The sequence below is a fragment of the Alistipes sp. ZOR0009 genome (assembly GCF_000798815.1).
Classification (GTDB): Bacteria; Bacteroidota; Bacteroidia; order Bacteroidales; family ZOR0009; genus Acetobacteroides.
Map to the genome: position 1 here is coordinate 1 of NZ_JTLD01000033.1, position 16,273 is coordinate 16,273.

Below are 16,273 nucleotides of genomic sequence, written 5' to 3' on the forward strand. Positions count from 1 at the left end.
AGCGGGAGAGTAGGTGGCCGCCAACCTTACAAGAGGCCCTAGAATTTTTTTCTAGGGCTTTTTTATTTATCTTTGCAACAGTATGCTTAAAAGAATATCTACTCTCGCGCTGTTCTTAATTATTACGATTGCAGTTTTTGCTCAGGCTCCTGAACGAAATGTATCCGTATCTGAAAAAATGGCTACTCCAGATTCACTCTTAAATAAGAAATTGAATAGTTTCTATTTTAATGATAGTTTGAATCGAATTCGGCTGTTTGCATGGAATGTTAGTTCTTATACGAATATCCCTACGCGTATCAAGTTAGATACTGGGCAAAGGAATGTGCAGCGTGTGTATCCATTTTACGAGATGGATAATGTTGGTGCTGTTTATTTGGGGAATATCGGTAGTGCTACTGTTAATCTTGATTTTTTTAAGAATGTAGCTAAGACTCCGTTCTTTTTTCAAAATGTGTATACTCCATTCTTGTCTACTCCTGATGATGTAAAGTTCTATAATACAAAAGTACCTTATTCTAGAGTCAGATATGTAACTGCTGGGAATAGAACCAACGCAGAGGAAATTTTTGGACTTACGTTAGCTCAGAACGTATCGCCCTCCTTAAGTTTTGGGATTAACTATGATCGTTGGGGAACGAAAGGCATGTACAAGAGACAAAGGTCTAAGACGAAAGATTTTAGCGCATATGCCTCTTATTTAGGGAAAAAATATACAGCATATGCGGGATATATATACAACCTAGCCGACGTTCAGGAAAATGGTGGTGTTGCTGATGAAAAGGAAATTAGAGATACAGTTATCAAGCCTGAGTATATCAACATTAAGCTCCGCAATGCTTCTAACATTGTGCGAAATAATACATTCTTTCTGTCTCAGACTTATGGGGTGCAATTGTCTAATTCAGAAAACTTCACGAAAAATGGTATTTATTCCGGCCCATTGTTATTGGTTGGAATGTATTCAAAATATGCAACGTATCACCGTATTTACAAGGATGATATGTCTGAAGTTGACCAAATTAAGTATTATAACAACTTCTACATCGACCCCAAAATAAGTTACGATTCTACCCGATTACGAGAGATTGATAACCGATTCTATGCGCAGATTCGTCCATATACTGACAATTCTTTGCTGAATTTGTTTGGAGGGGGGATTGGCTACCAGAACTTGAAGTACTATATGTTCAATTTTAGAGATTATCTTTATGGGAATAAGAGTACAACCAACTATAATGCCTATGTTTATGGTTATGCCTCTGGAAAATTCAGAAAGTATATAGATTGGAATGCTTTTGGGAAATTAGTGCTTGCTGGCTATAATTCGGGTGATATAGATACCAAAGGAACCGCTTCGTTTTCTATCTATCCATGGGAGAAGGAGGTGAAATTGGTAGGTGAGTTTAAGTTTAAAACAGAGACTCCAGATTTTTACATTTCAAACTTTTTTTCTAACCACTTTAAGTGGAATAATAATTTTGAAAGAGTTGTTGATACTAGAGTTGAGTTAAAGTTAGATATTCCATTTCTTGATTTAGAAATTGGTGCTCGTCAAGCGGTAGTTGATGGCTACATTTATTTTGCAAAAGATACCTTGCCGAAGCAAGCAGGCAGCGTAATTAGTGTAACGTCTGCATATCTTAAGAAAAATTTGGCCATTGGCCATCTGCATTTAGATGGGCAGGTTTTATTTCAGAAATCATCAAAAAAAGATATACTCCCACTGCCAGCAATTGCTGCGAATGTTGCCGTTTACTATCAGTTTAATATTGTGAAAAATGTACTAAAATCTCAACTAGGTGTTGATGTTAAGTACAATTCGGCATACTATACTTACGCCTACAATCCTGCTGTTGGTCAGTTTCATCTCCAGAATGTACGAAAGGTTGGAAACTATCCGTGGATGGATGCTTTTGCCAACTTTAAGTGGAAAAGGGCTGCCTTATTTTTTAAGGTGACGAATATCGGTAAGGATTATGTAGGAGATTACGATTACTTCTCAGCATTAGGCTATCCAAGAGTGCCTATTCAGTTGCAGTACGGCCTTACATGGTCGTTCTACGATTAATGTTGTAGAGGCTTATTTGAACATAGTTTGTACTTCTGTTGTTGAACTACAAACTATTCTACTCAAAATAACGGGTATGAAAGGAACACGACTAATTGTATCCCTGGTCATATTCTTTGTTCTACTTTTTTCTTGTTCTCGGGATAATATTCGAGAGACGAGTTTTAGAGGTTTGGGCTTAAAGGAGAGTAAGTATTTAACTGCAATTTTAGAGGTTAATACACCAGGTTATTTTTTAAAAGGCGGGCAGCCAACTGGCTATCATTATGAAATGCTCAAAGCCTATGCTAGACAGAGAGGACTTTACCTTAAGATTATTCCCTTTACATCAAAAGAAAGTGCGGCGCAGTTTCTTAAATCTGGTAAAGCAGATATTTTAGCCATAGAAAATAGTTCTGTTGCAGACGAGCCAGGGTTGCTTAAAACCGTTCCTCACTGGAAGCTTCATTACTCAATTTTATCTTTTTCTTCTGTAAAGTTGGGCAGTTCAGATGCTATATATATTCCAAGCAGCTTGCTAACTCAGGACGAACTTGCTGATTTGAAAGGTAAATATCGTAATGTTGTAACGTTTAATGGCTTGAATACAGGCTTACTGGTTGAGCACCTTCAGATGAAAAGGCGATCATGCGCTATTGTTCAATCCTCTGTAGCGGAAGCTATTAGCCTAAAGTATTCTGGGGTTCATATCGAAGAAATGAAGGATTTTGGAGCAAACTCGTGGTATGTCTCGAGTAAAAATTCATTCCTATTAGATTTGAATAAATGGATTGCAGAAACTCGCAATTCTGCAAATCACTCAAGTTACTATTCATCTTTTTACCAAAACTATAAGGTAAACAGAGCATTGTCAAGTGGTGTAAACTTGACTGGTGAGTTTTTCCTTTCGGAATATGATGAAGTCGTAAAGAATTTTAGTTCAAAAATAGGTTGGGATTGGCTTCTAATTTCCTCTTTGATCTACCAGGAATCTCAATTTAAACCATCTGTAGTATCGTCTAGAGGGGCAAAAGGTTTGATGCAGGTTATGCCAGAAACTGCGAATCAGTTTGGTTACCATTCAGTTCATTCTGCATCAACCAATATTTACATTGGAACTCGGCTTCTTTCTCGTTTGGCTAGGATTTTTTCTAAGTATCCAATTGGTATTGAAGAGCAAAGAAAGTTTGTTTTGGCGGCTTACAATGGAGGTATTGGAAGAGTTCTCGATGCAATGCGAATAACGGCTAAATATGGAAGAAATCCTTATAATTGGGAGGATGTATCCATCTTCTTCTTGCGAAAAAATCCTAGTTTAGTGAATCCTCATAAGGTTAAAAATGAGAACGAAACAACTCGCTTTGTGAAAGAGGTGTTGGAGCGCTACTATAATTATAAGGCTCTTTCATTAAGTTAAGCATTCCGTTCCAAGAGAAGCATCCTTAGCTCATTTAGAATCATCGCTGTAGCACCCCAAATTTTTTCGTTTTGAATTAAAAAAGCTGGGGTAACAATATTTCCTTTAGGAGTATTAACTTCTGCATTAACCAAGGTTGATGCAAGCAGTTCTTCAATTTGAGCCTCTATAATATACTCAACTTCGTTGTTGGATGGTTGAAATACGGGAGGCTGTAAGGTATAGGCTAGCACGGGTTTTACTGTAAATTCGCTTACTGGAATATATACGGTTGTTAATTCGTTAGCTACATTTATGGATGACGGTTCAACACCAATCTCTTCTTGAGCCTCTCTTAAAGCCGTTTGAATTAAATTGCTGTCAAACTTTTCATACTTTCCGCCTGGAAAGGCAACCTGAGAACTGTGATGACCATTATATTGCGGACGTTTTATTAGGCAAAAGTGGACTTTTGAGTCAGCCTCGTAAAATAGTATTAAGACGGCACTTTTTCTTGTTTTTTCTGTCGGCTTTTTATCTTTATACAAGGCTAGTCGAAAAGGAGGATATGCTTGAATGTGTGCTTTTTCTCCTTTTAAATCTTCCGTCCTAAAGCTGGTTAATATTTCTATGGTTTCGACTAAATTCATTATTCGTACCTTATAATTTCGGCTGGCGATATTCTTCCTATTAATACTAATGGTATAAGCATGAAGAGGCCTAACAGAATAAATGTGGCAATGTTTAGCACTATGATTGATAATATATCAATGCTAATGGGGACACTTGCTAGAAAGTAGGTGGATTCCTCTAACTTAATGATTCCTGTGTATTTTTGAATTAAGCAAATTAGCAATCCAACTATATTGCCCCAGAGTAATCCTTTTAAAACAATAGAAGCAGACAGAAAAACAAAAACTTTGCGTAGCGCTTTTGCTGGCATCCCAAGTGCTTTTAGAACACCAATCATTTTTACTCTATCTAAAAGCAGGATTAGAATTCCTGTAATCATATTAATTCCTGCTACAAAAAGCATTAGTATAAGAACAACCAATGCGTTCATATCTTGAAGATTGAGCCAATCAAAAATGTTGCTCATGGTTTCTTTTATGCTCTGTATGCGAAGCCTAGAACCATCACTATACAGCTTATACCCTGCAATCTCTTGTATTTTGTTGTTTGTTTCATCTATCTTGTTGAAATCTTTAAGGAGGATATCAAACCCAGCATATTCGTTAGGACTCCACCCATTTAATTTTTGGGTGTGACGTAAATCGCTGATTACGTACTTGCTATCGAATTCGGTGAACTTTGTATCGTAAATTCCCACAATGGTAAATGCTCTTTGGCGAGGTGGATTTTGAACGAAATACGTTCTGATTTTATCACCTAACTTCATTTTAAGTTTTGATGCTAGGTTTTTTGATATCAAAACATCGTTTGATGTTGTTGCGCTGTTGTAGTTTGGTATTTGCCCTTCAACTAGGTTCGATTTAAAAAAATTCCAGTCGAAAGATTTATCAACACCTTTTAGAATGACCCCTTGTATTTCGGTTTGCGATTTTATTATACCCGGTTTTATTGTAAAGGGATGGATAGATTTTACATTATCGACTTTAAGAAGCTCGGCGATGGGAACTTTTTTTGCGTTTAAGGGCGAAATTTCGAGAGATGCATTTGCTTCTAGGTTGTTGATTTGAATAGGAGCCGTGAAGCCCGTTACTTTTTCTCTGATTTCCTTTTTGAAACCGGTTACTATTGCTAGCGCAATAACCATAACGGCAGTACTAATTGCAATGCTGATGGCTGCAATGCGGCTCATTCGTTGAGCGATTAAACCTTGGTAGTTACGCTCTTTAACGAGCCTTTGAGCAATAAAAAGTTCAGTATTCAACGGTTGTGATTTTGCTAAAACTAATGGGATGAAGATAGCATAATTGCAGCTATGAAAAAAGAGAGGATGATTGTACTGAAAGTAAAAAAGGGAGCAAGTGCTCCCTTTTCTATACTATTCCGTTTTTCCTGGATATACTTTTAGTGCTTCGGCTAGGCAATCCATTGCATTTTTTAAGTCCTCTATTTTTAGAACATATGCAATACGAACTTCGTTTTTACCCAATCCGTTAGTTGCATAAAAACCTGTAGCAGGAGCAACCATCACGGTTTGATTTTTATATTCAAACGAATCGAGTAGCCATTGGGCGAATTTGTCAGAGTCGTCGATAGGAAGCTTTACCACTGTGTAGAAGGCTCCCTTAGGTGTTGGGCAGTAAACGCCAGGCATGTTGTTGAGCGCACTAACCATGAAGTCTCTGCGTTCAATATACTCATTGTAAACCCCTTCAAAATATGACTTTGGAGTGCGAAGTGCTGCCTCTGATGCAATTTGGCCAATTGCGGGAGGACATAGGCGTGCTTGTCCGAATTTAAGAACTGCCGACATGAGCTCTTGATTGCGGGAAATTAGTGCGCCAACTCGTGCTCCACACATGCTATATCGTTTCGATACAGAATCGAATAGAACTACGTTGTCTTCTATCCCTTTTAGGTTTAAGCACGAGAAATGCTTTTCTCCATCGTAACAGAATTCACGGTAAACTTCATCAGCAAAAAGGAATAGATCATATTTCTTTATTATGCTGCTTAATGTCTCTAGCTCTTCTTTTGTGTAAAGGTAACCAGTTGGATTATTAGGGTTACAAATTACAATACCTCTTGTTTTGGGAGTGATAAGTTTTTCAAACTCAGAGATTGGGGGTAGAGCAAAATTATTTTCGATAGAAGCTGTAATCGGTTTTACAACAACCCCTGTTTGAAGCGCAAAGCTGTTATAGTTTGCGTAGAATGGTTCTGGAATGATTACCTCTTCGCCTGGATTCAGGCACGCTCCAAATGCAAATGTGATTGCTTCAGATCCTCCAGTTGTTATAAGTATATCTTTTGCAGAAATATCAATACCTTCCTTTTGGTAGTACTCGGCGAGTCCTTTGCGGTACGATTCATTTCCTGCAGAGTGGGTATACTCAATTACCGTTTCTTTTATGTTCTTAATTGCTTCCAACGCTTCTGTTGGAGTTGGAATGTCAGGCTGTCCGATGTTGAGATGGTAAACTTTTACCCCTCTTTTTTTTGCAGCTTCGGCAAATGGAACCAGCTTTCTGATGGGAGACGCTGGCATTACAGCCGATTTTTCCGATAATTTAGGCATATAGTCCTTGTTAGGTTGTTATTACTGTTTTGGAGGAAGAATCTCCCCCTTTATGGTGAGTGTTACCATGCTCGTAGTTGCGTTTGAGTAAACGTATACCAGCTTGGTGAAGACACCGACAATTTGAGAGTTGTAGGTTACTTTAATTTTTCCCGTTTTTCCTGGCGCAATAGGCTCCTTCGACCACTCTGGAGTCGTACATCCACAGGATGGGTTAACGCTAGTAAGAATTAAAGGAACTTTTCCTGTATTCTTAAATTCAAAGAAGTAGCTTGCATCTCCTTTGTGTTCGAGCTTGTTGAAGTTGTGCTCGAGTGTTTTAAACTCAATGGTAGGTGCATTTGGATTTTGAGCCGTTGCGACAGATATTGCCGCAAAGAAAATCATTGTAAATGTTGCAAGTAGCTTGTTCATTGTTGTTACAATTTCATAAGTTTTGGTGCAAAGGTAAGGTTTATGCTCTATTCTTATTATCAAGCACCATACTTTATTTATAAGAATAGGATTAAAAATGGGTGATCCCTTCGCCACTTTGGCTTTACGGCTCTATTTTTAACAGAATAATAGTTAGCTGAATCCCATTACTCGCTAGGTTTTTGATATTTTGCGCCTTCCATAAAACGGCCGCAATTTCTATTTTTATTTAGATGACAGCAGGAAAGACCATATCTCTTATCTTTTTTTGAATTGGAATTCGAAAAAAATAATAAATTTGCGCCTTACATGCTTAGAGGTGTAATAATAAGAAAGACAATTAATAAATTTTCAACCAATGCAGAATAGAGGAGCGATTACTTTTATCGCAGTTGTACTAGCTATTGCCAGCTTATTTCAACTCTCGTTTTCGTTTGTAACATCGAGGGTGGAGAAGAAGGCAGCGGAGTACGCAAATGGGGATCAACGTAAGTTGTCCAACTACCTTGATTCTATGAAGAATCAGCCTGCGTACTTATTCAATTTATACACTTATCAGGAATGTAAGGATAGGGAAATCAATCTCGGTCTTGACCTTAAGGGTGGTATGAACGTTACCATGGAGGTCTCTGTTGCCGAAATCCTAAAAAGCCTTTCGAACCATAGCGCAGACAGCTCTTTTGTAAAGGCTATCGCTCGTGCTACGGAGATGCAAAAGACTAGCAAGGATGATTTTATCTCTTTATTTGATAAGGCATTCAAAGAGGTTGCTCCTAATGGAAAACTTTCGAAAATTTTTGGCACCTACGAGCTGAAAAGTCAAATTACACCAGAATCAACCAATGAGCAGGTAATTACAGTTCTTCGTAAGCAAGCTGATGGAGCGATTGCCAACTCGTTCAACGTTCTTCGTAATCGTATCGACCGCTTTGGGGTAGTTCAGCCAAATATCCAACGTTTGGGTAACTCTGGTCGTATTCTTGTGGAGCTTCCAGGTGTTAAAGATCCTTCTCGTGTTCGTAAGCTGCTTCAAGGAACGGCAAACCTTCAGTTTTTTGAAACCTATGAGCTGTCTCAGCTTGCTCCATCTTTGATGGCTGCCAACAGCAAGATTGCTGAAATTCAAAAAATGGGAATTGCTCCTGTTGCTAAGGATACAGCTGCAAAAGTTGCTGCTCCTGCTCAAAAGAATTCTTTGAAAAAGCAGGTAGGTAAGGATACCTCTAAGGTGAACAGAGCAGATATGCCGCTATTCTCGGTGTTGACTCCATATTTTGATGGACAAGGTGGCGTTGCTCCTGGTGCCATTGTGGGAACTGCAAAGATTTCTGATACATCTAAGGTGAATGCCTTTATCAATATGCCAACCGTTAAGGCTTTATTCCCTCGCGACTTAGTGTTGATGTGGAGCGTTAAGCCTATCGTAACTAAGGATAAGAAGGAAACCGATAGAATTGAACTTTACGCAATCAAGCTAACAGGCCGCGATGGCAAAGCTCCTCTTGATGGATCTGTTATTGTTGATGCTTCTAAGCAGTTTGACGATCGCCAAGGTTCTGTAGAGGTTGGTATGTCAATGAATGCAGAAGGTGCAAAGACTTGGGCTCGCCTTACTGCAGATAATGTTGGAAAGCAAATTGCCATTGTTCTTGATGGATTTGTATATTCTGCTCCTAAAGTAAATCAAGCAATTGAAGGAGGACGTTCTTCTATTTCAGGTAACTTTACAACGCAAGAGGCAGAAGACTTAGCCAACGTGCTAAACTCCGGTAAACTTCCTGCTCCTGCTAAAATCGTACAAGAGGACGTTGTTGGTCCATCTTTGGGTCAGGAGTCTATTAATGCTGGTATGATTTCGTTTATCATAGCCTTCCTGCTTGTTCTTGGATACATGGTATTCTTCTACAGCGGTGCTGGTTTGGTTGCCAATGTCGCTCTTCTTGCTAACCTTTTCTTCCTATTTGGAGTTCTTGCTTCGTTTAAGGCTGTTCTTACACTTCCTGGTATTGCAGGTATTGTACTTACCATGGGTATGGCGGTTGATGCGAACGTTATTATCTACGAACGTATTAAGGAGGAAATGCGACTTGGAAAGGGCTTACGCCTTGCTCTTAAGGATGGCTTTAAGCATGCGCTTCCTGCAATCATCGATGGTCAGCTAACTACTTTGATTACGGGTATTGCTCTTTACATCTTTGGTTCTGGTCCTGTTCAAGGTTTTGCTACAACGCTTATCATTGGTATCGCTACTTCGTTGTTCACATCAATCTTTATAAGCCACTTGGTATTCGATTGGTGGTTGAATAAGGGACGCGACATTAAGTTCTTTACAAAGCTTACTGAAAACTTCCTACATAACACAAAGATCGACTTTGTTGGTATTCGTAAGTACGCCTACATCTTCTCTATAACTGTTATTACGCTAGGAACTGCTTCGTGGGTAATAAAAGGTTTTAACTACGGTGTTGACTTTACCGGAGGTAGAACGTATACCGTAAGATTTGACAAGAATGTAAGCACTAATGAGATCAGACATGAACTTGGCGCTGCTTTTGGCGAAAGTCCAGAAGTAAAGCAATTTGGTCCTGCTACACAGGTGAAGATTACCACCAAGTACATGATCGAAGATAACAAGAGTAATGTTGATAGCATCATCAGCAAAAAACTTTACGTTGCACTAAATAAGTACAACACTAAGCAGCTAACTTATGATGAGTTTGCAACAACTACCAAGACTCCGATTGGCATCATGTCTTCTTCGGTTGTTGGTCCATCTGTGGCAGACGACATTAAGTTGGGAGCGATTATTGCTGTAATTGTATCTCTAATTGCTATCTTTATTTATATCGCTATCCGATTCAGACGTTGGCAGTGGGGACTTGGAGGTGTTGCCTCTCTATTCCACGATACAATGTTTGTGCTTGGCTTCTACTCGCTGTTCTCTGCCATCATGCCATTTAATATGGATGTGGACATGAGCTTTATTGCGGCGATTCTGACCATTATCGGTTACTCAATCAACGACACGGTGATTATCTTCGACCGTATCCGCGAGTATCGTAGAGATTATCCAAAGCGTGAGCTTAAGGTAAACATCAACCAAGCAATTAACAGCACCCTTGCGAGAACATTCAATACCGTAGGTACTGTATTGGTGGTTCTTTTTGCCATCTTCTTTTTCGGGGGCGACGTTATTAGAGGTTTCTCTTTTGCATTATTGCTTGGTGTACTTATTGGTACATTCTCTTCAGTGCTTGTTGCAACTCCAATTGCTTACGACCTATTTAAGGATGGGGAAGAGCAGAAAAATCTTCATGAATAATCTTTCATACAAATATGAGGGCAGCCCATCGAGCTGCCCTTTTTGTTTTTAAGGGTTGCCCTAGTTGTGTGGACTTCGTATTTTATGTAATAATTGAACCGTATTTTATATCTTCGTAGCAAAGAAGGTGACAATGATTACAGTAAAAGATATAAGGAAGGAATTTGGCACGCTCGAGGTGCTTAAAGGCATTAATCTCGAAATAGAATCCAACCAGGTGGTTAGCATTGTTGGTGCTAGCGGTGCGGGTAAGACAACCCTTTTGCAGATAATGGGGAGCTTAATGAAACCCACATCTGGAGATGTTCTTATCGAAGGCGCAAGCATTTGTGGTATGAAGGAGGCCGAACTTTCCGATTTTCGAAACAGGCAGATTGGGTTTGTGTTTCAGTTTCATCATCTTCTTCCCGAGTTTTCGGCGTTGGAGAATGTCTGCATTCCAGGCTTTATTGCCAAGCGATCTCAGCGCGAGGTGGAGGCACAAGCTAAGGAGCTGCTCGATTTGTTGGGCTTATCCCATCGAATGAGCCATCGGCCACAGGAACTCTCAGGAGGAGAGCAGCAGCGTGTTGCTGTAGCTCGCGCTTTAATCAACAACCCTTCGGTAATTTTTGCCGACGAGCCTTCTGGCAATCTCGACTCTTCCAGCAAGCAGGATTTGCATAGCCTTTTCTTTAAACTTCGCGACCAGTTTAAGCATACCTTTATCATTGTAACGCACGACCACGAGCTGGCGCGTATGTCTGATAGGACGATCACCTTAAACGATGGCTTTGTCATTAATGAGTAGTGACAACCTAATAGAGGTAAAGGAGTATCTTGAGGAGCAGTACCACCGTTACTGCACCTCCTCGTTTATCGACGACGATCCCATTCAGATTCCTCATCTCTTCGACTCCCAACAGAATATCGAAATAGCGGGCTTTTTTGCCGCCACCTTTGCTTGGGGACAGCGAAAAACAATCATTTCAAAGTCGAAGGAGCTTATTGCGCGGATGGATAATAATCCCCACGAATTTATTTGCAGCTTTACCGAGGCCGATTTGAAAAGCCTTGTAGGGTTTCGGCATCGTACCTTTGGAGATAAGGATGCCGTTAGCTTTGTTCGTGCGCTCTCCGCAATATACCGGAATCACCTCTCTATGGACCTATTTTTGGGCAGTAGAGGCGTAAGTAATCCAGTGGATGCCATTAGGGCGATACGTTCGTGCTTCCTCGAAACGGAAGGTGTTTATAGTACCTCTATGCGCCATGTTGCCAATCCAGATGCAGGATCGGCTGCTAAGCGGTTAAATATGTTTTTTAGGTGGATGGTACGATCTTGCCGAGAGAATGTCGACTTTGGACTTTGGCAGTCGTTGCAGCCGAAAGATCTTTTAATACCTTTAGACTTACATGTTGGGAATGTCTCCCGCGAGTTAGGGTTGCTGCAGCGCAGGCAAAACGATTTTAAGGCGGTACAGGAACTCACGGAGGTCCTCCGGACATTTGATCCGTTAGATCCAATTCGGTACGATTTCGCATTGTTTTCGATTGGCGTTAGCGGAGGGATAGCAAGTGGCGAACAGGAAATCTAATATATATGGCAAATACGTGGTTTCAGTTTAAGCAATTTAAGGTAGAGCAGGGTAAAACGGCCATGAAGGTGGGTACCGATGGCGTGCTTCTTGGCGCATGGGCTAATGTTAATGAAGCCGCTTCCATTCTCGATGTGGGAACGGGGACAGGCCTAATTGCGTTAATGGTTGCGCAGCGGAATTCCGAGGCAGCAGTAACGGCTATTGATATTGATTCTGATGCTGTTGATCAAGCGTTGGAGAATGTGGAAGCCTCCTCATGGCGCGGGAGAATAGCGGTGACGAATGCCGACTACGGAACCTTTCGGCAGGGAGAATCCGAACTTTTTGATCTTATAGTTTCCAATCCACCCTATTTTAAGCAGTCGTTAAAGCCTGATCAGAAGTCGCGCGCAATTGCTCGGCACGACCATAAGCTGCCGCACGAAACCCTTATTGAGCGTTCTGTCGATTTACTTACTTCTGCTGGGCGTTTAAGTGTTATTCTGCCCTACGTTGAAGGGAGCGTGTTTATTGCGATGGCTGCCGCCAAGGGGCTTTTTTGTATCCGAAAAACAAACGTTTATCCCACGCCCGATGGCGGTATAAAGCGCTTGCTGCTCGAGTTCTCTAAGGTACAGCAGGCGTTAATCGAAAACGACCTGGTGGTGGAGGATAGGGGAAGGCACCTATACTCGAAAGATTACCTTTCGTTAACGGGCGATTTCTACCTGTTTGGCTAATTTCTGCCTGCTAGTAGGTGCAAACTGCACATTTTCCACTTTGTGAGCATTGCTAAGGGGTATTGTCGATTTAATATGCTAAATAAAAATATGAGCAAAGGCATGGCGATTTTGAGTCCATGCCTTTTTTAATTTATTTTATTAACAAAATAAAGTGTTAAAAAAGATTTTAAGCTTGCAAGCGGTGTAATTAGTAAAATTGTAACTACATCAATGCGTTAAATCGATAAATTGTAATTAGAATTATGGTGTATTTAATCAATTTAACATTTTCGTTTGTCGTTTATCATAAAAAACATTTGGAAAATTCGTAGAGGATGGTACCTTCGCATCGTGCGTTGTAAAATTACAAGCTGAAAGCACAGCGCATTTTTTTTGAATTGTATGATTTTGTGAAAAATCAGTAGAGAATGCCAACTATTAAAGTTCGGCACCTGCCCTTCGGGGTTTTTGAATTGTAATTCTAGCCACGGCTAGGAGATGTTACCAATTTTATTTTTACTAACTACTAAACAATTTGAATCTATGAGACGATTTCTATCGTTCTTGCTGATTCTTTTAGTTGGTGCAAGCACTGCGCTTGCTCAGCAACGAAAAGTATCAGGCCAGGTTACCTCGATGGATGGTAAGGAAACCTTACCAGGGGTAAACGTTTTTGTAAAAGAATTTCCCACCACTGGAACTATCACCGACATTGACGGAAAGTATGAGCTCAAATCTCTTCCTGCAGGCTCCAAAACGCTTGTTTTCCGTTTTGTTGGTATGAAGCTTATTGAACGTCCGATCACAAGCGACGTTATTAATGCAAAAATGGAAGCCGACAACCAGCAAATTGAGGAGGTTGTTGTTACCGGTTACGGTACTTATAAGAAGCAGGCTTTTACGGGATCGGCATCAACCATCGACTCTAAGAAAACGATGGATGTACCAACCGTATCTATCGAAAACAAGCTTGCGGGTGCTGTTGCAGGGGTAAACATTACCTCTACTTCTGGTCAACCTGGCTCGGTGCAGTCTGTTAGCATCCGTGGTATGGGTTCGATGAATGCCGGAAACCAACCTCTTTACGTTATTGACGGTGTTCCGATGATGACTGGTAATGCGAGCTCTTTCTCCTACGAGTCGGCTGGTAGTAGCCTTTTGTCTACGCTAAATGCCAACGATATTGAGAACATGACCGTTATTAAGGATGCTGCGGCAGCCTCTCTTTACGGTTCTCGTGCGGCAAATGGTGTGATCGTAATCACCACCAAGCGTGGAAAAGCCGGAAAGACAAAGTTCAACGTTAAGTCGGATTTTGGTTTCTCTGACATGGCTATCAACTATCGTCCAACCTTAAATGGCGACGATCGTCGTGAGATTCTTCACCTCGGTCTTGTTAACTACGCTACCAAGAATGGTATTGCAGATCCTACTGGTTATGCCAACACCAACATTGATACCTACGCAGGTAAGCCTTGGAGTGGCTATACAGATTGGAGAGACTTGCTTCTTCAAAGAGGTATGCACCAAAACCACGAGGTTTCGGCAGCAGGTGGTTCGGAGAATACCAACTTCTACTCATCGCTTTCGTACACCAGCCAACAGGGTATTACCCTTAACTCCGACTTCGAGCGTGTTACAGGTCGTTTAAACCTTAACCACAAGGCGGGTAACTTTAACATGGGTGCGAACGTAACTTTTGCTTCAACCGAGCAAGACGTAAATACGGAAGGAACAAGCTTCTCTAACCCATTGATGGCTTTATCTATGACTATCTCCCCATCTTCTTATCCTTATAACGAAGATGGAACCTATGCTACCTACTTCCCTGCGTTGAATGCTGATAGCAACCCGCTGCAATCGTCTAATGTTAACTACAATAAAAGTAAGATTATTCGTACGCAGAATAACGTTTTTGCAGGATATAGCATCACCAAGGACCTTTCGGTAAAACAAACCTTGAGCTTAGACTTTAACAACACCAACAGCTCTGTTTGGTGGGATCCTCGTTTTGGCGATGGTAAAGGTTCTAAAGGTGTTATGCAGAAGTACTCCATTAACAGAACTCGTTTAAGTTCTCAAACGCAGGCTCAGTACGTAAAGACATTTGCCGATGTTCATAACGTAGACGTGCTAGCAGCCTACGAGTTGGAAGATAATAAAACCGAAAGCCTTTACGGTAACGGTAATACCTTCCCTTCGTTCCAGAAGCCAGAAATTGGAAATGCTTCAACCACCCGTGCTTCTAGCTCTACCGATGGCCATAGAATGATCTCCTATGTAGGTCGTGTAAACTATAACTACGATAACAAGTACTTTGTGGGCGGTAGCTTCCGTCGCGATGGAACTTCTCGCTTATCTCCAGATTCTCGTTGGGGTAACTTCTGGTCTACCTCGGCCTCTTGGATGTTCACCAAGGAAGACTTCATGTCTTCTCTACAGAACGTGGTATCTAACGGTAAGCTACGTTTATCTTACGGGGTAAACGGTACGCAACCTTCCGACCTTTACGGCTTTATGGCTCTTTACGGTTACGGATATAACTACAACGGAAACCCCGGATCGGCCGAAACCCAGCTCGAGAACTCGGGCTTGAAGTGGGAGAAGAACTACGCAACCAACATCGGTTTAGACTTTACCCTTTTCAACCGTTTAAGCTTTACTGTTGACTACTACAACCGCGATACCAAGGATTTGATCATGAATCTTCCTGTTTCTCAAACAACCGGATTCTCTAACTACCTGGTAAATATCGGCGAGATGAATAACCGTGGTTTCGAGTTCGAGATTACCTCTAGAAACTTTGCAACTAACGACTTTACTTGGACAACCAGCTTTAACCTAACTCACAATAAGAATAAGGTTACCAAGCTAGATGGCAACCAAACCGAAATTATCGATGGTCGCCTAATCCATAAGGTAGGATATGCCTACAATACCTTCTACCTAAGAGAGTATGCTGGTGTAGACCCACAAACTGGTAAGGAGTTATTCTATACCAACGACGGTACAGGTGGTACAACTACCAATCCAAGCGCCGCCAAGTATGTAACTGCCGGATCAGTTGATCCTAAGGTAAGCGGAGGTTTGTCTAACAACCTACGTTGGAAGGATTTTGACCTTAACTTCACCTTTACCTACTCGCTAGGTGGTAAGGCTTACGATAACGCTACTTGGATTCAAAGTAACGGAGGTACCTACAACTACTACGGTAACGTACCTAGCTACTACGACATCAACAAGGTATGGACTGGCCCTGGCGATACCAAGGCAACCCTTCCTCAGTTTACCTACGGTAATACCAACAACGTATCAACTCGTTGGCTGAAATCGACCGATCACCTACGCCTAAAGAACCTAACCTTTGGCTATAACATTCCAAAGAACTGGGTAGCTAAGGCCGGATTCGAAAAGGTTCGTCTATACTTCTCTGGTACCAACCTGCTTACCTTTAAGGATAAGGATCTATACTTCGATCCAGAGGTGCCAACCAACGGTATTGTGCTGTTCACGGCTCCTGCTTTAAGAACTCTTGCATTTGGTATTGACATTGGGTTCTAGAATACAATGAATATAATCGAGCAACCCCGTTGCTCCTTTAA

At 41.0% G+C, this 16,273-nt stretch carries 11 protein-coding genes; 7 read left to right on the forward strand and 4 right to left on the reverse strand.

All coding sequences use genetic code 11. From position 1 onward, the window contains the following. Positions 1–82: 82 nt before the first annotated feature. Positions 83–2,071, forward strand: coding sequence for a putative porin (locus L990_RS10000; protein ID WP_047448399.1), 1,989 nt, complete (start codon positions 83–85; stop codon positions 2,069–2,071). 76 nt (positions 2,072–2,147) lie between these two features. Further along, positions 2,148–3,467 (forward strand): transglycosylase SLT domain-containing protein, encoded by a 1,320-nt coding sequence (locus tag L990_RS10005; RefSeq protein WP_081981667.1) that lies wholly within the window; start codon positions 2,148–2,150, stop codon positions 3,465–3,467. On the opposite strand, the gene L990_RS10010 is transcribed toward L990_RS10005, so the two are convergent. From L990_RS10010 to L990_RS10025, 4 genes are all read right to left on the reverse strand, one after another. Then, on the reverse strand, positions 3,464–4,096 hold the full coding sequence (locus L990_RS10010; RefSeq protein ID WP_047448405.1) for an NUDIX hydrolase: 633 nt from the start codon (positions 4,094–4,096) through the stop codon (positions 3,464–3,466). The two genes, L990_RS10005 and L990_RS10010, sit on opposite strands and share 4 nt — an antisense overlap. After that, entirely contained in the window at positions 4,096–5,340 is a 1,245-nt protein-coding gene (locus L990_RS10015) for an ABC transporter permease (protein WP_047448407.1), read from the reverse strand. Before L990_RS10015 ends, L990_RS10010 begins: the two co-directional genes overlap by 1 nt. A gap of 114 nt (positions 5,341–5,454) precedes the next feature. Beyond that, on the reverse strand, positions 5,455–6,654 hold the full coding sequence (locus L990_RS10020) for a pyridoxal phosphate-dependent aminotransferase (RefSeq protein ID WP_047448410.1): 1,200 nt from the start codon (positions 6,652–6,654) through the stop codon (positions 5,455–5,457). Between the two features lie 21 nt (positions 6,655–6,675). Continuing rightward, positions 6,676–7,068, reverse strand: coding sequence for a DUF1573 domain-containing protein (locus L990_RS10025; protein WP_047448413.1), 393 nt, complete (start codon positions 7,066–7,068; stop codon positions 6,676–6,678). 358 nt (positions 7,069–7,426) lie between these two features. Here L990_RS10025 and secDF point away from each other — a divergent pair, with 358 nt between their 5' ends. The 5 genes from secDF (at position 7,427) to L990_RS10050 (ending at position 16,232) form a co-directional block, all read left to right on the forward strand. After that, positions 7,427–10,390 carry a protein translocase subunit SecDF gene (gene secDF / locus L990_RS10030; protein WP_047448416.1) on the forward strand — a complete coding sequence of 988 codons (2,964 nt, stop codon included), beginning with the start codon at positions 7,427–7,429 and terminating at the stop codon, positions 10,388–10,390. Between the two features lie 133 nt (positions 10,391–10,523). Then, positions 10,524–11,180 (forward strand): ABC transporter ATP-binding protein, encoded by a 657-nt coding sequence (locus tag L990_RS10035; protein ID WP_047448419.1) that lies wholly within the window; start codon positions 10,524–10,526, stop codon positions 11,178–11,180. Then, the gene (locus L990_RS10040) at positions 11,158–11,967 is read left to right on the forward strand and encodes a TIGR02757 family protein (protein WP_052180899.1); all 810 of its coding nucleotides are present in this window, start codon (positions 11,158–11,160) and stop codon (positions 11,965–11,967) included. The genes L990_RS10035 and L990_RS10040 overlap by 23 nt, the downstream gene beginning before the upstream one ends. Before the next feature lie 5 nt (positions 11,968–11,972). Then, positions 11,973–12,689, forward strand: coding sequence for a tRNA1(Val) (adenine(37)-N6)-methyltransferase (locus tag L990_RS10045; protein ID WP_047448425.1), 717 nt, complete (start codon positions 11,973–11,975; stop codon positions 12,687–12,689). Positions 12,690–13,214: 525 nt separating this feature from the next. Beyond that, positions 13,215–16,232: a SusC/RagA family TonB-linked outer membrane protein gene (locus L990_RS10050; protein ID WP_081981668.1), complete on the forward strand. Its 3,018-nt coding sequence runs from the start codon at positions 13,215–13,217 to the stop codon at positions 16,230–16,232. Positions 16,233–16,273 lie beyond the last annotated feature (41 nt).